This window comes from Candidatus Microbacterium phytovorans (assembly GCA_029202445.1).
Classification (GTDB): domain Bacteria; phylum Actinomycetota; class Actinomycetes; order Actinomycetales; family Microbacteriaceae; genus Microbacterium; species Microbacterium phytovorans.
On the sequence record CP119321.1, the window covers coordinates 2,216,270 to 2,239,059 of the forward strand.

Annotated in this window: 23 protein-coding genes; 8 read left to right on the forward strand and 15 right to left on the reverse strand. The window is 70.1% G+C overall.

What is annotated here, in order from left to right:
• Positions 1-7: 7 nt before the first annotated feature.
• The 6 genes from P0Y48_10515 to P0Y48_10540 all read right to left on the reverse strand — a co-directional run bounded on the left by P0Y48_10515 (position 8) and on the right by P0Y48_10540 (position 4,123).
• The gene (locus P0Y48_10515) at positions 8-469 is read right to left on the reverse strand and encodes a hypothetical protein (protein ID WEK12894.1); all 462 of its coding nucleotides are present in this window, start codon (positions 467-469) and stop codon (positions 8-10) included.
• Between the two features lie 81 nt (positions 470-550).
• On the reverse strand, positions 551-1,354 hold the full coding sequence (locus tag P0Y48_10520; protein ID WEK12895.1) for a uroporphyrinogen-III synthase: 804 nt from the start codon (positions 1,352-1,354) through the stop codon (positions 551-553).
• A gap of 175 nt (positions 1,355-1,529) precedes the next feature.
• Positions 1,530-1,802: a hypothetical protein gene (locus P0Y48_10525; GenBank protein ID WEK12896.1), complete on the reverse strand. Its 273-nt coding sequence runs from the start codon at positions 1,800-1,802 to the stop codon at positions 1,530-1,532.
• Positions 1,792-2,202, reverse strand: coding sequence for a phage holin family protein (locus P0Y48_10530; GenBank protein WEK12897.1), 411 nt, complete (start codon positions 2,200-2,202; stop codon positions 1,792-1,794). Before P0Y48_10530 ends, P0Y48_10525 begins: the two co-directional genes overlap by 11 nt.
• A gap of 1 nt (position 2,203) precedes the next feature.
• Positions 2,204-2,638, reverse strand: a complete 435-nt coding sequence (locus tag P0Y48_10535; protein WEK12898.1) for a hypothetical protein — start codon at positions 2,636-2,638, stop codon at positions 2,204-2,206.
• A gap of 99 nt (positions 2,639-2,737) precedes the next feature.
• The gene (locus P0Y48_10540) at positions 2,738-4,123 is read right to left on the reverse strand and encodes an FAD/NAD(P)-binding protein (protein WEK12899.1); all 1,386 of its coding nucleotides are present in this window, start codon (positions 4,121-4,123) and stop codon (positions 2,738-2,740) included.
• Positions 4,124-4,198: 75 nt separating this feature from the next.
• Here P0Y48_10540 and P0Y48_10545 point away from each other — a divergent pair, with 75 nt between their 5' ends.
• On the forward strand, positions 4,199-4,771 hold the full coding sequence (locus tag P0Y48_10545; GenBank protein ID WEK12900.1) for a Fe-S cluster assembly protein HesB: 573 nt from the start codon (positions 4,199-4,201) through the stop codon (positions 4,769-4,771).
• Between the two features lie 120 nt (positions 4,772-4,891).
• Positions 4,892-7,591: a S8 family serine peptidase gene (locus P0Y48_10550; protein WEK12901.1), complete on the forward strand. Its 2,700-nt coding sequence runs from the start codon at positions 4,892-4,894 to the stop codon at positions 7,589-7,591.
• Between the two features lie 187 nt (positions 7,592-7,778).
• Here P0Y48_10550 and P0Y48_10555 read toward each other — a convergent pair whose 3' ends face one another.
• Both P0Y48_10555 and P0Y48_10560 read right to left on the reverse strand, forming a co-directional pair.
• On the reverse strand, positions 7,779-9,167 hold the full coding sequence (locus tag P0Y48_10555) for a glycine--tRNA ligase (protein ID WEK12902.1): 1,389 nt from the start codon (positions 9,165-9,167) through the stop codon (positions 7,779-7,781).
• Between the two features lie 634 nt (positions 9,168-9,801).
• The gene (locus P0Y48_10560) at positions 9,802-10,062 is read right to left on the reverse strand and encodes a hypothetical protein (GenBank protein WEK12903.1); all 261 of its coding nucleotides are present in this window, start codon (positions 10,060-10,062) and stop codon (positions 9,802-9,804) included.
• A gap of 130 nt (positions 10,063-10,192) precedes the next feature.
• Here P0Y48_10560 and P0Y48_10565 point away from each other — a divergent pair, with 130 nt between their 5' ends.
• Both P0Y48_10565 and P0Y48_10570 read left to right on the forward strand, forming a co-directional pair.
• A complete protein-coding gene (locus P0Y48_10565) occupies positions 10,193-10,801 on the forward strand; it encodes a hypothetical protein (GenBank protein WEK12904.1) in 609 nt (202 codons plus the stop codon).
• A 77-nt stretch (positions 10,802-10,878) separates the two neighbouring features.
• Entirely contained in the window at positions 10,879-11,937 is a 1,059-nt protein-coding gene (locus tag P0Y48_10570) for a class I SAM-dependent methyltransferase (GenBank protein WEK12905.1), read from the forward strand.
• Positions 11,938-11,949: 12 nt separating this feature from the next.
• Here the strand turns inward: P0Y48_10570 and P0Y48_10575 are convergent, their stop codons facing one another.
• From P0Y48_10575 to P0Y48_10595, 5 genes are all read right to left on the reverse strand, one after another.
• On the reverse strand, positions 11,950-12,357 hold the full coding sequence (locus P0Y48_10575; protein ID WEK12906.1) for a DUF4870 domain-containing protein: 408 nt from the start codon (positions 12,355-12,357) through the stop codon (positions 11,950-11,952).
• 95 nt (positions 12,358-12,452) lie between these two features.
• Entirely contained in the window at positions 12,453-13,226 is a 774-nt protein-coding gene (locus P0Y48_10580; GenBank protein ID WEK12907.1) for a hypothetical protein, read from the reverse strand.
• A gap of 58 nt (positions 13,227-13,284) precedes the next feature.
• On the reverse strand, positions 13,285-14,418 hold the full coding sequence (gene menC / locus P0Y48_10585; GenBank protein WEK12908.1) for an o-succinylbenzoate synthase: 1,134 nt from the start codon (positions 14,416-14,418) through the stop codon (positions 13,285-13,287).
• Positions 14,419-14,447: 29 nt separating this feature from the next.
• On the reverse strand, positions 14,448-15,002 hold the full coding sequence (locus P0Y48_10590; protein WEK12909.1) for a cysteine hydrolase family protein: 555 nt from the start codon (positions 15,000-15,002) through the stop codon (positions 14,448-14,450).
• A gap of 65 nt (positions 15,003-15,067) precedes the next feature.
• Positions 15,068-15,190: a hypothetical protein gene (locus P0Y48_10595; protein WEK12910.1), complete on the reverse strand. Its 123-nt coding sequence runs from the start codon at positions 15,188-15,190 to the stop codon at positions 15,068-15,070.
• Positions 15,191-15,385: 195 nt separating this feature from the next.
• On the opposite strand from P0Y48_10595, the gene P0Y48_10600 reads away from it, so the two are divergent.
• Positions 15,386-17,347, forward strand: coding sequence for a PKD domain-containing protein (locus P0Y48_10600; protein ID WEK12911.1), 1,962 nt, complete (start codon positions 15,386-15,388; stop codon positions 17,345-17,347).
• Positions 17,348-17,351: 4 nt separating this feature from the next.
• Here the strand turns inward: P0Y48_10600 and P0Y48_10605 are convergent, their stop codons facing one another.
• Positions 17,352-17,729: a hypothetical protein gene (locus P0Y48_10605; protein WEK12912.1), complete on the reverse strand. Its 378-nt coding sequence runs from the start codon at positions 17,727-17,729 to the stop codon at positions 17,352-17,354.
• Complete coding sequence (locus P0Y48_10610) at positions 17,726-18,454, reverse strand: GNAT family N-acetyltransferase (GenBank protein WEK12913.1); 729 nt, start codon at positions 18,452-18,454, stop codon at positions 17,726-17,728. The genes P0Y48_10605 and P0Y48_10610 overlap by 4 nt, the downstream gene beginning before the upstream one ends.
• 92 nt (positions 18,455-18,546) lie before the next feature.
• Between P0Y48_10610 and P0Y48_10615 the strand changes: the two genes are divergently transcribed.
• From P0Y48_10615 to purU, 3 genes are all read left to right on the forward strand, one after another.
• On the forward strand, positions 18,547-19,941 hold the full coding sequence (locus tag P0Y48_10615) for an MFS transporter (GenBank protein WEK15059.1): 1,395 nt from the start codon (positions 18,547-18,549) through the stop codon (positions 19,939-19,941).
• Between the two features lie 227 nt (positions 19,942-20,168).
• Complete coding sequence (locus P0Y48_10620; GenBank protein ID WEK15060.1) at positions 20,169-21,545, forward strand: oligopeptide:H+ symporter; 1,377 nt, start codon at positions 20,169-20,171, stop codon at positions 21,543-21,545.
• Between the two features lie 70 nt (positions 21,546-21,615).
• The gene (gene purU / locus P0Y48_10625) at positions 21,616-22,497 is read left to right on the forward strand and encodes a formyltetrahydrofolate deformylase (protein WEK12914.1); all 882 of its coding nucleotides are present in this window, start codon (positions 21,616-21,618) and stop codon (positions 22,495-22,497) included.
• The last annotated feature ends 293 nt before the right edge of the window (positions 22,498-22,790 follow it).

Sequence of the window (22,790 nt, forward strand, 5' to 3'; positions counted from 1 at the left end):
CGCCCCCTCAGGGCGTGACTGGAGCGACCTTCGGGGCGCGGGTCCGACGTGGCCGCGCAGCGGAATGCGGTGCGACGATGTCGACGACGTCGGCGGCTTCGGTCTCGGCCTCCAACTGGAGGGCCTGCACGAGTGCGACGCCGTGCCGCGTCGTGAGGACGAGGCGCTCGAACTCCGCGCCGCCGCCGACCGACGGGTCAAGATCGATGACGACTGCGGGCTTGCGACGCTGCACGACGACGAAGTCGGCGCCCCCCGACGACTTCCACGTGCCCATGGCGAGGATGCCGCGCACATGCGTTCCCGGGCTCGGCACACCGCGCAGCCACGTCCACGCGTCGTCGGTGAGCTGGACCTTGACGATGGCGGAGCGATCGACGCGCACACCCGCCGACCGGAAGGAGAGCGCTCGCTCGATCGGCGACAGCACGACCTCGAGCTGCGCCGAGTCGAGCAGCAGAGTCACCATGCGTTCAGTCTGCCGCGTTTCGTCTGCGCGTTTCCTCACAGAGCGGCAACGATCCCCCGGTGCGGGCCGACCGGCCCGCGCTCAGACGGCGAACTCGTCGGTCGCGTGCGGGAGCGGGAAGGTGGAGACGGCGGAGATCAGCCCACTGACGGTCTGCTCGCGCGCCACGACGCTGACGCCGAGACCGGCGCGCTTGGCATCCTTCGCCGTCCGCGGTCCGATCGCGGCGATCACCGTGTCGGCGGGGATGTCGGGGAACTGCAGCCGCACCTGCTCGGCGACCGATCCGCTCGTCACGAGGATCGCGTTGATGCGGCCCGATCGCACGTCTGCGGCGATCCGGTCGGTCACGGGGACGCCGACGGTGCGATACGCGACGACGCTGCGCACGTCGTGGCCGGCGGCCGACAGCTCGCGGGTGAGGACCGGCTTGGCGATCTCGCTGCGCAGCGTGAGGATGCGGCGGGGCTCCGGTTCCAGCGCGATGAGCTGTGCGGCCATCCCTGCGGCTGAGTTGTCCTCGTCGGGAACGAGATCGACGCGATAGCCGACGGCCGTGAGGGCCGTCGCGGTCGTCTCGCCGACGGCGGCGACCTTCGTGGAAGCCGGAATCGCCGCCCGGTAGGCGTAGAGCACGTCGACGGTGGTCGCACTGGTCAGAGTGACCCAGTCGAACGCGCCCGCGGCCAGGTCGGCAAGTGCCGACTCGAGCGTCGTCTGGTCGGTCGAGGGCGCGAAGTTGATGAGTGGGGCGATGACGGGCGTGGCTCCCTGTGCGCGAAGGGTCGCCGCGACGGAGTCTCCCCACGGGCCGCCCCGGGGAACGAGCACACGCCAGCCCTTCAGGGGCTTCTGCGGCGCGTTCGCCGTGCTGTGTGCGTTCATCGTCGACTCTCGTGGTGCTCGGATCGGACGCACGAAGAGCGCCCGACAATGCGGTGCCCTCGCCACACGCGGTCGTGCACTCGGGCGTGCATCACCGGCAGCATCCGCCTCATCGCCACTGCCTGTAGATGGATACTACCCCCGGCCGGAGCGCGGACGCCGCGACCGCCGACCCTCAGCGCGTGTACAGACGGACGAATCCCCAGACCACGAGTCCCGCGGCAACGGCGATGCCGGCGGCGGCGGCCACGGCACCCGTCGGGTTCTCCCGGTGGAAGCGGCGTGCCGCCGTGACGCCTCGATCGGTCGCCCGCGCAACCCGCTTGGGGACGTTGGTCTTCTCCTCGATCGCCGACAGAGCGGCCTTGAGCTCGGCGCGCGCCCTTTCGACCGGATCGGTGATGCCGAGCGGAACGGCGGTGCGGGGGGCGGGGATCTCAGTACTCATTGACGACGTCCTTCACGATGCGGGTGTCGGTGGCGACAGCCTTGGCAGGACTCTGCAGACGGCGGAGGCGACGGAATCGGAGGAGGCCCAGCAGTGCGAACACGGCCACGAAGACGAGCCCGAGCACCAGCACGATCAGGCTGGCGAGCCACGCCGGCATCCACGATGCCAATCCGATGATCGCGAAGGCGCCCAGGGCCGGGAGGGACCAGAACAGGAAGAAGAGAGCGACGATGAACCACACGCCCCCCATACCGGCTTCCTTGCCCGCGCTCATCGCCCACTTCTTGGCGGAGTCGATCTCGGCGACGATGAGGTTGCGCACCAGCTCGGGCACCTCGCCCAACAGGGTGAGGAGACTGTCGTCCGCACGGTCGCGGAAGCCGCGAGGCGTCGTCATCTCAGCTCCCCGAGGACTTCTTCGTACGCGTGGATGCCGTGCCCGAAGAGGTCGTGCTCTTGCGCGTCGTCGTCGTCTTCTTCGCGGCGGAGTCAGCGGCCTTCTCGACACTGGCGGCGGTGGTCTCGGCTGCACGCGTGACCTCGTCGGCGGAGTCCTTCCCGGCGCGGATCGCCGCGTCGAGACGCTGGCCGGCCGTGCCGTTCTTCGTCGCTGCCTTCGTGATCTTGACGGCCCCGTCCCAGAGGGCGCTCGGGAGCGCGAGAGCGGCGGACTTGCCGAGATCCGTGACCTTGCCCACCTGTCGCTGCACCGGGTCGGTGTTCCACACCTTCAGAAAGTTCGACTTGATCTGCTCGTAGCGCTCTCGACCGGCCCGCGAGCCGAGCACATAGCCCGCCGCGAGTCCGACGACGATTCCGATCTTGCCCCTCATGGGGTCTCCTCACACTGGTGGCGATGGTGCGTACGTCCCTCCAGCGTAACCCTGTATGCCGAATCCGGCATGCCCCCTTTCCACAGGGTGGCGGGAGTGCTAGAGCGGCTGTTCCCCGGCGCCCCACAGGAGGCGTCGACGGATGCGATCGCCCTCCGCGACCGCATCGGCGGCGACGGCCGCCTCGTCACCGCCCGTCAACCACCCACCCGTGAGACCCAACCCTTCGACATCGCGCACTGCTGCCCGGATCGCGTCGAGGTCGTCGGCGGCCCCGAGGCGGACCGGAGGTAGCGTCCCGTCGACGGTGAGACGCGCAGCGGCGACCACCTCGGCGGCGCGCACCGAGGTCCCCCACACCGCGATCGAGGCCGTCAGAGCGTCCGCGACGACCGGGGCGTCCGCGGCATCCGTGGCCCGCTGAACGACCGCGACGATGCGCTCATCCGGCGCGAGGCGCGCCCGCAGATCGGGCCGCGCGGCCGTCAGGTCGACGATCCGACGCACGTCGCCGGACACGCACGCGACCTCCGGCGCGCCCCCGCCACCGGCCGCCACACCGCGGAGCCGGAGCAGCGCGATGTCGGTGGGCGCGGTGAGGGGCACCTCGGGCAGCGGCGCGACGTCCGCCAGCAGGGCGAGGGCGCGCGCGTGCCCCGTGGCGACGATGACCGCATCGGCGGGGAGGGTCGTGCCGTCGTCGAACGCGACGCTCCAGCGCCCCTCCGCACGGGCGAGTCCCGTCACGCGCACGTCGGCGCGCCGGACGACGGCGAACTCCTCCAGTCGAGCCGCCAGCGCGGCATCCCTCTCCCGCGCGTCGCGGAGCACCGAGCGCGCCGGGGCGGGCTCGCCCTCCGAAGAGACGGCACCCGCGAGCGAGCCGGTGCGGGTCAGCGCCGTGTTCAGTCCGGGGAGGAGCAGGTCGACATCGATCTCGTCCGGGCTCAGGTCGAGTCGGGCACGGGTGACCGGAGCGACGAGCCGGTCGCACACGCGATCGCCCATGCGCGAGCGCACGAGTGCGCCCAGGTTGCGCTCGCGCCCGATCGTCAGCGGCGGGCGCAGCCGGTCGAGATAGGCGCGCCACGTGCCCGCCCAGCCGATCACGCGCCGGGCCGCAGGGTCCCACGGATTCCCCGGGATGCCGAAGAGCGCTCCCTCGGGCAGCGGTGCGACCGCGGGGTCGTCGCCGTCGACGCGGCCGATCCAGGTCGCGACCGGCAGGACCGATTCTCGGGAGCCGGTGACACCGATCTCCTCGTGCAACGCCGCGAGCGCCGGGTCATCGGAGCGGAAGCCGTCGAGATCGGCGCCGACGACCACCCCCGCGAGGTCGGCCCACGTCGGCCCGCTCTCGTCGTCGACCAGCGTGACCGAAAGCCCCACACGCGCGCACTCGAGCGCCGCTATCGCGCCCGCCGCCCCGATGACGACGACACGGGACTCCCGCGCGTGGGCGATCAGATCGGCGGCGTCGGGCATGGCATCCATCCTCCCACCGCCCTGCCCCACCCCGCCGCCCTGCCCCACCGGGCCGCGACCTGCGACCATGGACGCATGGCCCTGCACATCACCGGCGACGTCGACGCCGACCGCCTCCTGACCGACGACCCGCTCGCCCTGCTGGTCGGCATGCTCCTCGACCAGCAGATCGCGATGGAGACCGCCTTCACCGGCCCCCGCAAGATCGTCGAGCGAACCGGCTCCGGAGACCGCCTCGACGCCGCACAGCTCGCCGGGTTCGACCCCGCCGCGCTCGCAGCGGTGTTCAAGGAGACCCCCGCCGTGCACCGCTTCCCCGGCTCGATGGCCACCCGGGTGCAAGCCCTCTGCCAGGCGCTCGTCGACGACTGGGACGGCGACGCCTCGGCGCTGTGGCGCGATGCCGACGGCCCCACCGTGCTGAAGCGCCTCAAGGCGCTGCCGGGATTCGGCGAGCAGAAGGCGAAGATCTTCCTCGCCCTGCTGGGGAAGCAGTACGGCTTCACCGGCACGGGCTGGCGAGAGGCGTCCGCACCCTACGGCGAAGAGGGCTCGTTCCGATCCGTCGCCGACATCGTCTCGCCGGAGTCGCTCACCAAGGTGCGCGAGCACAAGCGCGCGATGAAGGCGGCCGCCAAGACCTCCTGACCTCTCGTCGATTCGGACTTGCCCCACCGCGCGCGGTAGGGGAGGGTGGTGAAGATGCCGTGCGGGCGGTGTCGACATCTGCGCGGTTCTCCGTGCGCTCGGGAATCTGGGAGCCCACTCATGAAGCATCGCGCCGCGGCCGTCGTGACCGCCCTCGCCCTCGTGACCGGAGGCGGCGCCCTCGCCGTCCCCTTGGTCGCCGAGCCCTCGGCATCCGAGGTGTCGGCTGCGGCCGCCCCGGGCGTGACCCTTCACACGACCGGGATGCCGGTTCCCGGTCCGCTCACCGACCAGCCCAAGGTTCGCACCGCGACCGCGGCGCCGGGCGCACCCGACACCTCGACGATCGCCGACGGAGCGCTGGACGCCGTCGTCGACTCGCTCGAGAACGACCGCAGGCTTCCCTCCGGTCTCGCCTCGAAGGTGACCGTCGACGGCGACCTCATCCGCGTCGAGGTCTCCTTCGACGACGAGGCCGCCGTCCGATCGGCGATCGCCGCCGTCGGCGGCGAGAACGTCGCCCCCGTCACCGATGACCTCCTCGCGGTCTCGGTGCCCGCGTCGGGGGTCGCGAGGCTCGAGGCATCCGACGCGGTTCGCGCCGTCGCTCTCCCGACCTTCGCGGTTCCGCAGCCGGCGCAGATCGCGGTCCCCGCGACCGTCGGCACGAACGGCGGCGACGTCTACGACAAGACCCAGATCGCTCAGTGGCACGGACTCGGACTCACCGGCGCAGGCGTCTCGGTGGGCATCATCGACTACTTCCGCAGCAGCACTTGGAACGACGCCCGCGCTCAGGGCGAAGTGCCCGCCGCGGCCGGCACCTACTGCCGCTGGGGCGGCGCATCGTGCAACGCCCTCGACACGCCCGCGTCGGCCGATAGCGGTGCGCACGGCGTCGCCGTCGCCGAAGCCATCCACGACATGGCCCCCGGTGCGAAGCTCTACCTCGTCACGGTGGCCAGCAACGAAGACCTCCGCAAGGCGATCGACTACCTGGCGGCCAAGAAGGTCAAGATCATCAGCCGCTCCCTCGGCGGCTTCTACGACGGTCCCGGTGACGGCACCGGCACGTCGGCGAAGCTCGTGGACTACGCCGTGTCCCAAGGGATGACCTGGTTCAACGCGGCGGGCAATGCCGGCGCCTACCTCATCACCGCGGACGACGACACGAAGGTCGCCGTCGGCGGATACTGGCGCGGCAAGTGGCGCGACACGAACAAGAACAAGTGGATGGAGTTCGCCCACCCCGTGCGCACCGACGACGGCACCGTCGTCAAAGACGCGGACGGCAACACCGTGTACGAGTACTACGAAAGCCTCACCGTCGTGTGCTCCGACAGCTTCCGCCTGCGTTGGAGCGACTGGGGCGTGAGCGACCCGACCGACTACGACATCTACCGCATCCGGCCCAGCGGCTCGACGGCGGGCTACTACAACGTCGCCCAGAAGAAGGGCGTGGCGCCGCTGGAGATGCGCAACGGAAGCGTCGCCCACTGGGGTTGCACCGAAGGCTCCCTCATCGAGGTCGGCATCTACAAGGCCCGCAATGGCAGCAGCAGCGCGAGCGACATCCTCGAACTCGCAGGCAACAGCGCCGACATCATCTACGCCCCCGTTTCCGCCGGCAGCGCCGGACAGGCGTTCATCGACAGCAAGAACAAGGGTATGGCCGCTGTCGGCGCCGTCGACCCCGTCGCCGGGACGACGATCGCGGGCTACAGCTCGCGCGGACCGACCAACGACGGGCGCATCAACCCCAAGCTGAGCGCCGGGTCGAACTTCACCAGTCGCGCCTACACCCTCGAAAGCGGCGGACGCTTCAACGGCACGAGCGCCGCGACACCCGTCGTCGCGGGCGCCGCCGCCGTCGCACTCGAGCGCTTCGACACCAAGAGCCCTGCACAGCTGGTCGAGTATCTGCGCACCCAGACCACCGACCGCGGCGCAGTCGGTGTCGACAACACCTACGGCACCGGCGAGCTCATCATGAAGTCGCTGCCGATCGCCGCGTTCAGCTCCACCCCCGCCCCCACGATCTCCGGATCGCGGACCGTGGGCGTGACGCTGACGGCATCCGTCGCCTGGACGCCGAAGCCTCGCACGGTGACCTATCAGTGGTACCGCGGCGAGACCGCGATCGCCGGAGCGACCGCCGCCACGTACACGCTCACCGCCGAGGACGACGGCCAGCGGATCCGGGTCGACGCGACCGGCGCACGCCCCGCGTTCACCTCGACCACCGTGGCCTCGGCCTACACCGGAACGATCACCAAGCCGTTTGCCGCGGCTCCCGCACCGAAGATCACCGGCACACTCAAGGTCGGCAAGAAGCTCACCGCCGCCGTCGGTACGTGGTCGCCGGTGCCGACCACGCTCACGTACCAGTGGAAGTCCAACGATCGCAGCATCAGCGGAGCCACCAAGAGCACGTACGTCGTGAGCTCGACGGACGTCGGCAAGCGGCTGACGGTCTCGGTCACCGCGACGGCGGCCGGCTACACGAAGACGACGAAGACGAGCGCGAAGACGGCGGTCGTCATCCGACCGTTCACGACGTCACCGACGCCGAAGATCACCGGCACCGCGAAGGTCGGCAAGAAGCTCACGGCATCCGCGGGCACCTGGTCGCCCAAGCCCTCGAAGCTGACGTACCAGTGGAAGGCGGACGGCAAGGTCATCAAGGGCGCGACGGGCAAGACCTACACGATCACGTCGTCTCGGGCCGGGAAGCGGATCACGGTCACCGTCACGGCGAGCAGGAGCGGGTACACGACCACCGCGAAGACGAGCGCGAAGACGGCGACCGTCAAGCGCTGACCGCTCTCTCGCGGAGGAACGGCCGTCGTGGAGCCTCGCTCCCGGCGGCCGTTCGTCGCTAACTCCTTCGATCCGGTGAGCGACGTGGCCGGGCGGCGCGCGATAGCGCGGCCAGGCCCCCGGCACGATGCAAGATCGAAGGAGTTACCGACGGCACACGACGGGCACCGCGACGGTGCGCGCGGCGTCAGGCGCCGCGGAGGCGCTCGGCGAGGTAGCCGTGCAGCGCGTCGAGCGGCACCCGCTCCTGCGCCATCGTGTCGCGGTCGCGGACGGTGACGGCGTGATCGTCGAGCGAGTCGAAGTCGACGGTGACGCAGAAGGGCGTGCCCACCTCGTCCTGCCGGCGGTAGCGGCGCCCGATCGCGCCGGCGTCGTCGAAGTCGACGTTCCAGCCCTGAGCGCGCAGGGCGTCGGCCGTCTCGCGCGCCAGCGGCGACAGCTTCTCGTTGCGGCTCAGCGGGAGAACCGCGACCTTCACGGGGGCCAGGCGCGGGTCGAGCTTCAGCACGGTGCGGGTGTCGGTGCCGCCCTTCGCGTTCGCCACTTCCTCCTCGACGTAGGCGTCGACGAGGAAGGCCATCATCGACCGGGTGAGACCGAACGACGGCTCGATGACGTACGGCACATACTTCTCTCCGGACGCCTGGTCGAAGTACGTCAGCGACTGACCGGATGCCTCGATGTGGCTCGACAGGTCGAAATCGGTGCGGTTGGCGACGCCCATGAGCTCGCCCCACTCCTTGCCCGGGAAGCCGAAGCGGTACTCGAAGTCGATCGTGCCGGCGGAGTAGTGCGCGCGCTCGTGCTCGGGCACGTCGAACTGGCGCATGTTCTCGGGGTCGAGGCCGAGGTCGATGAACCAGTCCCAGCACGCCTGCACCCAGTGCTCGAACCACTGCTGCGCTTCGGCGGGCGGTGTGAAGAACTCGATCTCCATCTGCTCGAACTCGCGCGTGCGGAAGATGAAGTTGCCGGGCGTGATCTCGTTGCGGAAGGCCTTGCCGACCTGGCCGATGCCGAAGGGCGGCTTCTTGCGGGATGCCGTGAGCACGTTGGAGAAGTTCACGAAGATGCCCTGCGCGGTCTCGGGGCGCAGGAAGTACAGGCCGGACTCGTCGTCGACGACGCCGAGGTACGTCTTCACGAGACCCGAGAAGGCCTTCGGCTCGGTGTACTGGCCCTTGGTGCCGCAGTTCGGGCAGGGCACGTCGGCCAGGCCGTTCTCGGCGGTGCGGCCCTTGCGCGCTTCGAAGTCCTCGATGAGGTTGTCCGCGCGGAAGCGCTTGTGGCAGTGCAGGCACTCCACGAGCGGATCGGTGAAGGTCGCGACGTGACCCGACGCCTCCCAGACGCGCTTCGGGAGGATCACGGAGGAGTCGAGGCCGACCATGTCGCCGCGCCCGCGGACGAACGTCTGCCACCACTGCCGCCGGATGTTCTCCTTGAGCTCGGTGCCGAGGGGGCCGTAGTCCCAGGCCGAACGCGAACCGCCGTAGATCTCACCGGCCTGGAACACGAACCCGCGATGGCGGGCGAGGGCGATGACTTTGTCGAGACGGGACTGCTCGGCCACAGGTGGCTCCAAATGGTCGGTTCGAGTGGGTGCGGAAGCCCGCGGATGCCGGGGGCACGCGCAGCGCGCTCCGGCATCCGTCAAGTCTAGCCGCGGGGACTTGGCCCCACGGGCCGACCGCAGGCGACCGGCTACCATGTCGCGCGGGAGCGAGAGAACCGGCTTGAGGACGCGAGGCTTGCTCGTCAAGGTGGTGCTAGAGCACCCTCTGGCCAGTTCCAGGATCCAGGAGAAGATCCCGCCGCAATCTCGGCGTCGACGCAAGCAACGTCACTTCAAGACACAGTTGCCGGTGTTTGGGTTCCGCGCGAAGTCACGGATAACGCTCTTGGCTCCGCTCTTTCCGCCCGGCGTGTAACCGGGCGGAAAGAGCAACGAAACACTACCTACGGCCTGGTAGCTGCGCGTGGCAGCGAGACATGCCAGATCGCCGCCGACACGCAAACTTCCCCGCCCAGACTTCGTTGACACGAGGCCCAAGCGTCCACCCGTGATGTCGGTCATTCTCGAAGATGCCGTGATCTGTGTGAACTGGGCGTCCAACGGCACGGTGCCTGTGCAGGTCACGATCAGATGAGCGTTCACTCGCTTGAAGCCTGAACTATCTCCCGCGTGTGGGTAGTCATAGCGCCCCTTACACGTGATCGTCTTCAGTCCTGACACGGCTGTGCAGCGCATCGAGCGTGGTCCGGCCATCGGCGATCGCGTGGACACGATCGCGAGCATCAGCCGAGACCCCGTCCGCTCGGACTGCCTCGCCGATGACGAAACCGTCCGGCTCCTGCTCCGCCGCCAACGCGGCTGGGGGCGCAGCCGTGGCGAATGACCAGATCAGCGCTGCTACCACCGCCACCAGCAATACTCTGGAAATGGCGCGATCGGCTTCCCTTATCATGACAACGTCCCCTCATTGAACAGAGCAGCAGTGTCACAGAATGTGGCAGTGGCCGCGCGCGTATTCCACAGGTGCGATCTGAGACAGCATCGGAGTCGCGCGGGCCAGCGATCGGCGAGGAGGAGAAACGATGATCGGCGAGATTTCTCGCACGGAGCTCACGTGGTTCGAGCAGTGGATCGAGCAGGACCGGTTGACGCCGCCGGCAGAGGCGGTCCGTCGCGTAGTCATCCTCCACCCGGGTACGAGGTGGGTGCCCGAGCGCGTGCGTCTCGGACGCCCCCCGTACGAGAACGGTCCGGACGATGCCCGGGCGTCGGAGGAGCAGCGACTCCTGCTGGAACAGTGCCTGCACGACACTCTCGGTCCGCGTGCGCGGTGCTCGATCGCGCTGTACGCGGGCTTCCTCTCGGAGAGCGATGACGGTCGCTCCGAAGGCTTCGACGAACCGAGCGGAACCTGGCACCGCGGTCGGCTGAACTACGTGCTCTTCTCGGGAGAACTGCACGAATGCGCCTACGCCGGTGTCGACCGACGCTGGGGGTCCGGGCGGACTTTCCTGCCCGGCGCGCCATTCCCGATCGTCGAGCTCAGCTACCTCTGGACCGATGATCGCTCGGTTTTCGTCGCGTCACCGCCCGATACCGGCGCGACGATCGCGCACGGACCGGACTCACTGCTCGACCGGCTGATCTCGCTGCCCGAGCTTCGCGCGCAGGAATGGCTCGCCTCCGCCTGACACCACCTCGGAGCCTGCCCCTCTCGCACCGGCGCACAGGCGGGACTACCATGTCGCGGGTCGGGTGAGGAGGCGCGGTGGACGAGGCGGAGGCGTTCGCGGACGAGGTGTTCCACCGGCTCGTCGGCGGATTCGAGATCCTGTCGATCTATGTCGGCGATCGGCTGGGCCTGTACCGCGCGCTCGTGGAGCGGCCGCGCACGGTCAGCGAGCTGGCCGAGGCCACCGGGATGCATCCGAGGTACGCCCGGGAGTGGCTTGAGCAGCAGGCGACCGCCGGCATCCTCACCGCGGACGGTGACATGTTCGCCCTTCCTCCGGCTCGCGCGGCGGTGCTCGCCGATCCCGACTCGCTGCTGTCGTCGGCGCCGCTGGCGAGGATGATGGCCGCCGCCGCGATGCGCCTCCCCGAGCTCCTCACCGCGTACCGGTCGGGAGGCGGCGTGGGGTGGGCGGCGTTCGGACCCGACGCGCGTGACGCGCAGGGCGACGTCAACCGTCCCTGGTTCGAGCAGCGCCTCGGAGCGGCGCTCTCCTCCGTGCCGGACGTGGATGCCGTGCTCTCCCGACCGGGGGCGTGCATCGCCGACGTGGGGTGCGGGCACGGATGGTCGACGATCGCGCTCGCGCGCGCCTATCCGTCGGCGAAAGTGGAGGGCTTCGACATCGACGCCCCGTCGCTCGAGGCGGCACGCATGCACGCCGAGGGTGTGGCATCCGTGTCGTTCACCCTGCTCGACGGGGAACGCCTCGACCAGGGCAGGGAGGGGACGTTCGATGCGGCGTTCGTGTTCGAAGCACTGCACGACATGCCCGACCCCGTCGCGGTGCTCACGGCGGTGCGCCGGTCACTTCGGCCGGACGGGGTGCTCGTCGTGATGGACGAGGCGGTGGCCGACGTGTTCGCGCCGTCCGGCGACGGCGCGCCCGGCGACGACATCGAGCGCATCATGTACGGCTACAGCCTGTTCATCTGCCTGCCGGACTCGATGTCGACGCCGGGCTCGGTCGCGACGGGCACGGTGATGCGTCAGCCCACTCTCGAGCGCTACGCACGCGGAGCGGGATTCTCCCGGGTCGAGGTGCTGCCGATCGAAGGCTTCGCGGCCTTCCGGTTCTCCGCCCTGAGGCCCTGAACTTACCGCCGGTCAGCTGATGAACTTGATCGCCAGCGGGTAGGTGTACCACTGGCCCTGGTTCGACTTGACGGCCGCGATGATCGAGAACACGAGGTCGACGACCCACGCGGCGAGGATGATCAGGAAGCCGATGCCGATGATGCTGAGCACGCCGCCGACGAAGAAGGCGAGGGCGATCGTGATCTGGAAGTTCAGCGCCGTGGCGGTGTGCGCGCGGACGAACGGCCCGCGGTCCTTCAGCACGAGGTAGCCGATCAGGGCGGGCAGGAAGCTGAAGAAGATGCCGCCGATGTGGACGAGCGTCGCCCACAGCTTCTCGTCCGACGGGTTCAGGGCCTGCGGCGCAGTCGGACCGCCGTAGGGCGGCTGCGAAGGCGGGAACGGGGGCTGCTGCGGAGGCTGCGGAGGAGTGGTCACGGTGTCAGCCTAGGGGCGGCGCGGGGTCGACGGCATCCGGTTACCCCGAATTTCCGCCTCACAGGCCGCACCACGCGGCGACCCACGCGAGGATCTCACCGCGCTGCTCCGGGGTCGCGGCCAGGTCGTACGACCCCGCGCGCGTCGCACCGCGCCGGGAGGAGCGGCAGCGCGACGGACTGGCGCTTGCGATCGGTGCCGGTCTGATCGAGATCGAGCGGGTAGACCGCATCGACGAGTCCGGGGAATGTGAGCAGGTTGGTCTCGTGGATGCCGACGATCCGCAGCGTCCCCTCACCGGGAGCGGGCACGACGTCGAGGTCGAGACGGGCAGGTTCCCCCGCCGCGGATGCCGTGAACCTCCCGAGGCTCACCGCCGCCGACCGTCCGGCCGCGACCTGCAGGCACTCGTTCTCGTGAAGCGCCGCGACGAACGGCACGACATCGACGATCGGCGCGGTGCGTGCCGTCATGGCATCCGTCTCGGCGTCGCGGACGTCGAGGGTCACGGTGGCCGTCGCGTCGGCCGGGGCATCGCACGCGACCTCGGTCAACTGCACTCGGATGTCGACGGTTGCGCCCGCCGGCACGGTCGATGTGCGCGCGACGGTGCGTGTGGCGGGCTGCGCGAACCGCGGATCGGCAACCGATACGGCACCGATCTCGATCGATCTCCCGGTGCCGTTGTGCACGGCGACGGCAGCCTGCCGCCCCGCCACGTCGGCGCGCGTCTGCCGCAGTTCCACGGTGACGCCGGCGGGAAGGCCGTCGGCGGACGCGGGGGGTTGCTCCGCGGTCGGGGAGCAACCCACCGCCAGCACGGCGAACAGGGCGAGCGCGACACAACTCCGGAACGACGCTCCGATCATGCGGCGACGACGACCCTGCGGCCGCCACCCGCCGTCTCGTTCCGGAGTTGTGCGCACCTCAGCGCCGGATCTCGACGCGGTCGACGGTGACCTCGTCGAGGAAGGCGGTGTCGACCTCCACCCCGATGCCCGGCCCCGACGGCACCCTCACGTGTCCGTCTTCCAGGACGATCGGCGCGGTGACGATGTCGCGGTGATAGAACCGGTCGGATGCCGAGACGTCACCGGTGAGCGTGAACCCGGGGAGGGCGGCGAGCGCCGCGTTCGCCGCGCGCCCGATGCCCGTCTCGAGCATTCCCCCGCACCACACGGGCACGCCGGCCGCCCGGCACAGGTCGTGCACCCGAACGGCTTCGAGGTAGCCCCCGACTCGGCCGGCTTTGATGTTGATGACGGATGCCGCACGCAGCGCGAGCGCGTCGGCGGCGGCTTTCGCCGACACGATCGACTCGTCGAGGCAGACAGGCGTGCGCAGCCGCGCCGCGAGGGTCGCGTGGTCGACGATGTCGTCTTCCTGCAGCGGCTGCTCGATGAGGAGAAGGTCGAACCGGTCGAGTTCGGCGAGGGTGTCGATGTCGGCGAGGGTGTATGCCGAGTTCGCGTCGACCTGGAGGGGAATCGACCCGAACGCGTCGCGGACCGCGGCCGTGTCGCCGAGGTCGCGTCCGGGTTTGATCTTGATCTTGATGCGCGCGTAGCCCTCGTCGAGATAACCCGCGACGGTGTCGACGAGCGCGGCCGGGTCGCGCTGGATGCCCACCGAGACACCACTCGGGATGCGGTCGCGCACGGCGCCGAGGTGGGTCGCGAGCGAGCGATCCGCGGCGCGCAGGGCGGCATCGAGCACGGCGAGCTCGATGCCCGCCTTCGCCATCCGGTGGCCGACGAACGGCGAGAGGATGCCGGCGACCTCCTCCGGCGCGACGGCGCCCCGCTCCAGCAGCGCGGGAGCGAGGAACCGACGGCTCACGTCCCACGCGCCCTGCGTGTACTCGGAGGAGTACAGCGGCGCCTGCTGCGTGACGATCTCGCCCCACCCGTCACCGGCGGACGTGCGCGCCCGGACGACGATCACCTCACGCACGGTCTCCGTGCCGAAAGAGGTCGTGAAGGGCGCGACGAGCGGCAGATGCAGGACCCGCAACTCCACGGCGTCGATCGTGACGGGCGCGGCGGGGCGGGCGATCGGCATGCGCTCAGGCTAGCCCTGCCGCGTCGCGGTCAGCGAGTGAAGGCGACCTCGGCCGTCGGTGTGACCTCACCAGCGGCGTCGGGGGTGCGCGAGAACGACCAGTAGAGGTTCGCGTAGCCGATCGACTGCTCGGGACTCACGGGCGACCCCCACTCCCGCATGTCCTCCGTGGTGTGGGCGTCGGCGACGAGCGTGACGTCGTAGCCTCGCGTCAGCGCTCCGTGCAGCGTCGAGCGGATGCAGGCGTCGGTCTGCGCGCCCGCGACGACCAGCCGGTCGACGCCGCGCTCGGCGAGCCGCTCTTCGAGGTCGGTGCCCTCGAAGGAGTCTCCGTAGATCTTGTCGACGCGCGCTTCCCCCTCCGCGGGGACGAGCTCGTCGACGAGCTGCCACTCCGGCGACCCCTTTTCGAGTTCGTTGTGGTCTTGCACCCACACGACGGGCACGCCGTCGGCACGGGCTCGCTCGACGAGCGCCGCGACGTTGCGCGTGACCGCCTCGACCTCGTAGTTGCCGGCGACCACACCGCGCTGCATGTCGATGACGACGAGCGCCGTAGCGTCACGGTCGGGGAATCTGCTCATGGCGACCTCCTGTGTCACCGACAGCCTGCCACCGGCCTCCGACACGCACGAGAGGGGCCTGGCGCTCAGCGCAGGGCGCGAGCGAGCACCCGGTCGCGCGGGGCGACGAACGTGCTCCGCCGACCGCGGGAGCGGCGGAGACGGGGCGCACGCCAGCGGCGCGCGATGGTGTCGAACAGTGCGGGCACGGCATCCCCTTTCCTCATCAGAGAGACGCGATCCCCGCCCATCTATGACGCGACTCGCGGTCCCTCTTCTGCGAAGAGGAGCGGGCGGCGCCGGGTGATACGTGGCCCCCTTGACCGACGCCGTCGCGAGCGGGACCATGAACGCGTCGCGCTCAATGGGGACCGCGACGGGATCAGATCTCCGGGGGGACGATCATGACCGACTCCGTTGCACACCCGAGTGGCGGCTTCCCCGCCGTGCGTCGACTGCTGGCGGCGGCCATCGCGGGCGCCTTCCTCTTCACGGCGGGCACCGCGATCGGAGGTCCACCGTCGCAGGCGGCCGAGCCGTCGGTGAGCTTCAGCGCCGCCGGCGACTACGGCATGAACGTCAACGGGGATGCCGTGCTGCGCGGCATGCGCGCGTCGGGCAACGATCTCACCCTCGCGCTCGGCGACATGCTCGGCGCGGGCGGGGTCACCGGCACCGAGCAGACCTTCTGTGACTACGTGGTGGAGCGGGTCGGCGCGGGGTACCCGTTCGAGCTCATCGCCGGCAACCACGACAACGGCAGCAACGGCAACATCAACGACTTCTCGGCGTGCCTGCCCAACCAGCTCCCCGGCCTGGTCGGCACCTATGGCCGGCAGTACTACGTCGACTATCCGCAGGACGACCCGCTCGTGCGCTTCGTCATGGTCTCGCCGAACATGGCCTTCAACGGCGCCTCGGCGTGGTTCTACGGCGCGGGCTCGGCGCGATACAACTGGACGGCGGCGGCCATCGACGGCGCGCGGGCTGCCGGCATCCCCTGGGTCGTCGCCGGCATGCACTACCAGTGCCTCTCGGTGGGGATGTACGCGTGCCCGATGGGGGCCGACCTCGCCGACCTCTTCGTCGCGAAGCGGGTCGATCTCGTGCTGACCGGGCACGAGCACCTCTACCAGCGCACGAAGCAGCTCGCCCACGGTGCCGGCTGTACGCGGTTGACCGTCGGCGGGTACGAGGCGGCGTGCGTCGTCGACGCGGACACGTCGCTCACGAAGGGGGCGGGCACCGTCTTCCTCACCGTCGGGCTGGGTGGCGTGCAGAACCGCACCGTCGACCAAGCGGATGCCGAGGCCCCCTACTTCGCGGCCCTCAGCGGCCAGAACCTCAACTCCTCGTACGGATTCCTCTCCGCGACGCTCACCGAGACGACGATGACCGCGCACTTCGAGAACGCCGTGGGGCCGTTCACCGACGCGTTCACGATCGGCGACGGCGCCGCGGTGCCCAACACCGCCCCCGTCGCGCGCGCCGACGTCACGTGCACCGCGCTCACGTGCGCCTACGACGGCCGCGCCTCCAGCGACGTCGACGGCACCGTGACGTCGTACGCGTGGACCTTCGGCGACGGGGATGCCGCGACCGGCGACCGCGGCTCGCACACCTACGCGGAGCCCGGCATCTACACCGTCTCGCTCACGGTCACCGACGACGACGGCGCCACTCATGCCACGAACCGCACCGTCACGGTCGCCGCGCCGGGGACGGCGACCGTGCGCGCGGCCGACGCGTTCGACCGCACCCTGAGCGGCTCCTGGGGACAGGCCGACGTCGGCGGCGCCTGGAGCTCGCACTCCGCACTCTCCGTCGCCGGCGGGTCGGGGACGATCTCCTCGGCCGTCGGTGCCGTGCCGTCGACGACGCTCACCGCCGTGTCGGCGGCCGACGTCGACCTGCGCACCTCGTTCGTGCTCGACAAGATTCCCGTGGGCGGCTCGACCGGCACGACGGTCTCCACGTTCATCCGACGCACCGCCGACGGACGCTACTGGGCGAAGATCCGCGTCGCTCCGGGAGGTGCCGTGTACCTCACCCTCTCGCGTGTCACGGCGGGCGGGGCCCAGACCTCCATCGCCTCCGAGACCCGGATCACCGGCCTCACCCTCACCGCGGGGACCCCGCTGAATCTGCGGTTCACGGCATCCGGTGCCGCTCCCACGCAGCTGAGCGCCCGCGTGTGGACCGGCGCGACCGAGCCGAGCACCTGGCAGCGGACGGCGACGGATGCCACGGCGGGCCTCCAGGGTGCGGGCAGCCTCGGGTTCGAGGTCTACACCTCCACGAGCGTCACGAACGGACCCGTGCGCGTCTCGATCCCCGACCTGCGCGTGATCGACAGCACGCCGTGACGGCTCAGCCGATGACGAAGGCGTCGGGGTCGTCCGAGCGCGTCGGTCGCAGCGTCGGCGGCACGGGCCAGGGCAGCTCCCAACGGCGCGCGTACGCGTCGATCGCGCCGAAGTCCTCGCCCTTGACGACGATGCGCTCGGGTGTGACCTCGACGAACCGCACGCGGAGGGGACGGTCCGACTCCCCCTCGAGCATCCACGGCTCCGCGAGATAGGAGAGGCCGAGCGTCTCGAGCACCGCCTCGGCATCCAGCCACTCGGTCGGCTCCGACGCGCGGCGGCCCAGCAGATCGAACGGAACCCACTGGTCGCCCTCGGGCGCGATCCAGCCGACGAGTTCGCCGTCGTCGCGCCGATGCGGAGTCCAGTCGGTGCCGATCACGGCTTCGCCGGACCGCGCGAGAAGAGATAGCCGCGCTCGTCGAACCCGACGACGACGAAACCGTCGTCGAGCAGCCCGCCGAACGCGTCGCGCACGCGGTAGCGCCACTCGAGGGCCTCGGCGGGGTCGTCGCGCCGCAGCCGCTCGATGTCGCGCGGAATGGCCACCGTCGTGACGACCGTCTCCTCGGCCGGGATCGGTGCCGGGGCGGCGAGCGCCCACGAGGTCATGAGCCGGTCGGATTCGTCACCGCGGTTCACGCCGTCGTCCATCGCGCCGTAGTGGTCGGTCAGGTACTCCGTCACGCGAGCGCCGAGCACGCGGAGGTTGAACGACGCGTTGCGGGCGACGAGCGGATCGAACGTCCACGTGATGTGACCCACGTCGCGCGCGAACGCCCACGCGCGCTGGTGCTGCTTGAGCACCCGTCCGAGGCCCTGCGACCGGTAGCCGTCGAGGACGCCCGTGATGTGCGAGTGCATCGAGCGGGACGCCGGGGCGGCGAAGAAGGCCACGGAAGCCCCGATCATCCGTTCGCCGTCGTACAGCCCTACGGCGTAGTTGCCCGAGTGGGCGAGTGCGCGCAGCAGGTTCGGGGGCATTCCGGTGCGGTCGCCGCCCCACACCTGCGAGAGCACCTCGGAAGCGGCGAACACCTGCTCGACCGTCTCGAGCGCACGGATCTCGATGCCCTCGGGAGCGGTGGCGTCTTCGAAGTCGGCCATGTCAGCACCCTAGCCCCGGCCCTCCACCCCCGCCGCCCCGGTAGCCTGAATCGGTGAACCGTGAGGATGATGCCCGCCGCCGCCTCACCCGAATCCCGCCGCAGGGCGCGGTGGTCGCCGTCCTCGCCATCGCGGGACTGTGCTCGTCGTTCATGTTCACGCTCGTCGTGCCGATCCAGGCACGACTGCCCGAGCTCCTCCACGCGAGTCGTGAGGACACAGCCTGGGTCGTCACCGTCACGCTCCTGGTGGCCGCCGTCGTCACGCCGATCGCGGGGCGCCTGGGTGACATGTACGGCAAGCGGCGGATCGTGCTGGTGCTGCTGGCCGCGCTCGTGGTCGGGTCGATCATCGCGGCCCTCTCGACCGACATCATCGGCGTGATCGTGGGCCGTGGCCTCCAGGGCGCCGTGACGGGCGTCGTGCCGCTCGGCATCTCGATCCTCCGCGACATCCTGCACGAGAACCGCGTCGACGGCGCGATCGCGCTCATCAGCGCCACGCTGGGTGTCGGCGGGGCGCTGGGGATGCCGTTGAGCGCCCTCGTCACGCAGTACGCCGACTGGCACGCGCTGTTCTGGATGTCCGCGGGCCTCGGGGTCGTCGTGTTCGGACTCGTCCTCTGGATCGTGCCCGTGAGCGTCCTGCGCACGGCCGGGCGCTTCGACTACGCGGGAGCCGCCGGACTGGCCGTCGGGCTCACCGGCATCCTGCTGGCGATCTCGCGCGGAAACGAATGGGGCTGGACGTCGGCGCCGGTGCTCGCGTTCGGGATCGGCGGCATCGTCGTGCTCCTCGTATGGGGCTGGTACGAGCTGCGCATCGCCGAACCCCTCCTCGACCTGCGGGTCGCCGCGCGACGGCCGGTGCTGCTCACGAACATCGCCTCGATCGCGATGGGCTTCTCGCTGTTCGCGTCGAACGTGTCGTACCCGCAGCTGCTCGAGCTGCCGCCGCCGGCGGGCTTCGGCCTGTCGCTCCTGGCCGCGAGCCTGGTCATCATGCCGGCGGGCCTCGTCATGATGGTGCTGTCGCCGTACTCCGGCCGGCTCGCGCGCACGGTCGGCCCGCGGCGACTGCTGGTGCTCGGCGCCGTCGCCCTCATCGCCGCCTACGGCTTCACGCTCCTGTTCTCTTCGGAGGTGTGGCACCTGCTGGTCGCGAACATCCTCGTCGGTGTGGGCATCGGCTTCGGGTACGCGGCGATGCCGATGCTCATCATGCGGTCGGTGCCGCAGAGCGAGACGGGCGCCTCGAACGGCCTGAACGCGCTGTTCCGCTCGCTCGGCACGAGCACGGCCGCGGCCGTCATCGGCGCGGTGCTGGCGACCATGTCGACGACGCAGGGCGACGTGCAGGTGCCGACGGCATCCGCGTTCCACCTGTCGTTCCTGCTCGGCGGGGGCGCGGCCGTGGTGGCCCTGGTGGTGGCCGCGTTCATCCCGACGCGGCCCGCCGAAGAGGCCCATCCGGCGCTGCCCGCGTAAGCCGGCAGATGTCCGCCTCCTGACGCGGCGGCGGGCGCGCGGCTAGCGTGGATGCCATGGACGACAACCGCAGTCAGAAGCCCGTCGGCCCCGAGACGGCGTCGGCGGGGAACACGCCCGGCACTTCGGCCCGCGACGCGGCGACCCGAGACTCCGGTGCACGGGATGCCGGTGACACGCGCTTCTTCGGGCAGCCGTGGGCGCTCGCCCATGTGTTCGGCGTGGAGATGTGGGAGCGCTTCAGCTTCTACGGCATGCAGGGCATCCTGCTCATCTACCTGTACTTCTCGGTGTCCGACGGCGGTCTCGGCGTCGACCAGACGGTCGCGGCGAGCATCGTGGGGGCGTACGGCGGCGCCGTGTACCTGTCGACGATCCTCGGCGCGTGGATCGCCGACCGGCTGCTGGGAGCCGAGCGCGTGCTGTTCCTGAGCGCCATCGTCATCATGGCGGGGCACATCGCGCTCGCGCTCCTCCCCGGGTTCCTCGGGGTCGGCGTCGGACTCGTGCTGGTCGCGATCGGCTCGGGAGGCCTCAAGGCGACCGCGACGAGCGTCGTCGGCACTCTGTACGCGCCGGAGGACACCCGACGGGATGCCGGCTTCTCCCTGTTCTATCTGGGCATCAACCTCGGGGCGTTCGCCGGTCCGCTCCTGACCGGTCTGCTGCAGGATCGACTGGGCTTCCACTGGGGCTTCGGACTGGCCGCGGTCGGGATGGCCGCGGGCCTCCTGCAGTACTCGTTCGGCCGGAAGGCGCTCCCCGCCGAGGCATCGCTCGTTCCCAACCCGCTCCCCCGGCAGCGCTACCCGCTGATGATCGGTGTCGCCGTGGCGGGCGTCGCCCTGATCGTCGTGCTCGTGCTCGTGGGCGTCATCCGCGCCGACAATCTCGCGCTCGTCGTGATCGTCGCCGTGATCGGCGCCGCGATCGCCTATTTCGCCGTCATCCTCACCAGCCGCGCCATCACGTCGGTCGAGCGGTCGCGCGTGTGGGGCTTCCTGCCGCTGTTCCTCACGTCGGTCGCGTTCTGGTCGCTGTACCAGCAGCAGTTCACGGTGCTGACGTTCTACTCCGACCAGCGACTCGACCGGAACCTCTTCGGCTGGGAGATGCCGGTGCCGTGGATCCAGTCGATCAACCCGATCTTCATCATCGTGCTGTCGGGCGTCTTCGCCTGGCTGTGGACGAAGCTCGGCTCGCGCCAGCCGTCGACGCCGGTGAAGTTCGGCCTGTCCGCCATCGTGATGGGCGCCGCGTTCCTGCTGTTCCTGCCGTTCGCCGGCGGCGGGGCGAATTCGACCCCGCTGCTGGCGGTCGTCGGCATCCTGCTCGTCTTCACGATCGCCGAGCTGCTCCTCTCACCCGTGGGACTGTCGGTCACGACGAAGCTCGCCCCGGAGCGCTTCCACACCCAGATGGTGGCGCTGTTCTTCCTGTCGGTGTCGCTCGGCACGGCTGTCGCCGGTCAGCTGGCCACCCTCTACGACCCCGAGAACGAGGTGCCCTACTTCGCGACCCTCGGCCTTCTCGCGATCGGCGTGGGCGTCGCCCTGCTGCTGGCGGTCAAGCCCGTCCTGTCGCTCATGCGCGGGGTGCGCTAGCGGCGGGCGCGCGACGCCCCGGCGACGGGCGGATGCCGTGGCATCCGTTCGGACACGGCAGAATCGATGCATGCCTCCCGTGCACAACCCGCACCTGCTCCCCGCTCACGCCTGCCTCATCGTGCACGGCAAGGACACTCCGGGGATCGTCGCCGCCGTCTCGGCGATGATCACGCGCATCGGCGGCAACATCGTCGCGTTCGACCAGTACTCCGACGACCCGCGCGGCGGCGCGTACTTCCAGCGGGTGGTGTTCCACCGCCCCGACTTCGCCGCCGACCGGCCGCAGATCGAGGCGGAGATCGACCGGACCCTCGCCGACTTCGAACTGGAGTGGTCGCTGACCGACCAGTCGGTGCCCAAGCGGATGGCGGTCCTGGCATCCAAGCAGGACCACTGCCTGCTCGACCTGCTGTGGCGCCACCGCCGCGGCGACCTGCCCGTCACCATCCCGATGGTGATCTCCAACCACACGACCACCGCCGAGGATGTGCGCAGCTTCGGCGTGCCGTTCTTCCATGTGCCGTCGGTCACGGGCCCCGACAAGTCGGCGTCGGAGGCGGAGATCCTGAAGCTCCTCGTCGGCAACGTCGACTTCGTCGTGCTCGCGCGGTACATGCAGATCCTGTCGCCCGAGTTCCTCGAGCAGCTCGGCGTGCCGGTCATCAACATCCACCACTCCTTCCTGCCCGCCTTCATCGGCGCCGAGCCCTACAAGAAGGCGAAGGAACGCGGCGTCAAGCTCATCGGCGCCACCAGCCACTACGTCACGAGCGACCTCGACGAGGGCCCGATCATCGAGCAGGACACCATCCGCGTCACCCACGCCGAGACGGTCACGGAGCTCGCGCGTCGCGGCGCCGACGTCGAGCGCCAGGTGCTCTCGCGCGCGGTGCTGTGGCACGCGCAGGACCGCGTGATCCGCCACGGCAACCACACCATCATCTTCTGAGCCTCGGCAGCCTCCCCGCAGAGCCTCCGTCACTGGCATCCGCCACAGCCCATGTCCCACATTCGGTCGTTTCGGGCAGGTCATGTCCCACATTCGGTCGTTTCCGACAGGCCATGTCCCACATTCGGTCGTTTTCTACCGGCCGAAACGGCACAAACTGGGACATGCCTCACCGGAACTGGGACATGAACTGCCCAAACAGGGACCTGCCCCGGCAGCCGCCCCGCAGAGCCACCGTCACTGGCATCCGCCACAGCCCATGTCCCACATTCGGTCGTTTCCGACCGGCCGAA

Coding starts and splice junctions, on each gene's coding strand:
- P0Y48_10540 (WEK12899.1), bottom strand. CDS start 4,123: ATGCCCGACGCCGCCGATCTGATCGCCCACGCGCGGGAGTCCCGTGTC.
- P0Y48_10565 (WEK12904.1), top strand. CDS start 10,193: ATGATCGGCGAGATTTCTCGCACGGAGCTCACGTGGTTCGAGCAGTGG.
- P0Y48_10580 (WEK12907.1), bottom strand. CDS start 13,226: ATGATCGGAGCGTCGTTCCGGAGTTGTGTCGCGCTCGCCCTGTTCGCC.
- P0Y48_10620 (WEK15060.1), top strand. CDS start 20,169: ATGTGGGAGCGCTTCAGCTTCTACGGCATGCAGGGCATCCTGCTCATC.
- P0Y48_10610 (WEK12913.1), bottom strand. CDS start 18,454: ATGGCCGACTTCGAAGACGCCACCGCTCCCGAGGGCATCGAGATCCGT.
- P0Y48_10535 (WEK12898.1), bottom strand. CDS start 2,638: ATGAGGGGCAAGATCGGAATCGTCGTCGGACTCGCGGCGGGCTATGTG.
- P0Y48_10520 (WEK12895.1), bottom strand. CDS start 1,354: ATGAACGCACACAGCACGGCGAACGCGCCGCAGAAGCCCCTGAAGGGC.
- P0Y48_10590 (WEK12909.1), bottom strand. CDS start 15,002: ATGAGCAGATTCCCCGACCGTGACGCTACGGCGCTCGTCGTCATCGAC.
- P0Y48_10515 (WEK12894.1), bottom strand. CDS start 469: ATGGTGACTCTGCTGCTCGACTCGGCGCAGCTCGAGGTCGTGCTGTCG.
- P0Y48_10550 (WEK12901.1), top strand. CDS start 4,892: ATGAAGCATCGCGCCGCGGCCGTCGTGACCGCCCTCGCCCTCGTGACC.
- P0Y48_10560 (WEK12903.1), bottom strand. CDS start 10,062: ATGATAAGGGAAGCCGATCGCGCCATTTCCAGAGTATTGCTGGTGGCG.
- P0Y48_10545 (WEK12900.1), top strand. CDS start 4,199: ATGGCCCTGCACATCACCGGCGACGTCGACGCCGACCGCCTCCTGACC.
- P0Y48_10600 (WEK12911.1), top strand. CDS start 15,386: ATGACCGACTCCGTTGCACACCCGAGTGGCGGCTTCCCCGCCGTGCGT.
- P0Y48_10525 (WEK12896.1), bottom strand. CDS start 1,802: ATGAGTACTGAGATCCCCGCCCCCCGCACCGCCGTTCCGCTCGGCATC.
- purU (WEK12914.1), top strand. CDS start 21,616: ATGCCTCCCGTGCACAACCCGCACCTGCTCCCCGCTCACGCCTGCCTC.
- menC (WEK12908.1), bottom strand. CDS start 14,418: ATGCCGATCGCCCGCCCCGCCGCGCCCGTCACGATCGACGCCGTGGAG.
- P0Y48_10530 (WEK12897.1), bottom strand. CDS start 2,202: ATGACGACGCCTCGCGGCTTCCGCGACCGTGCGGACGACAGTCTCCTC.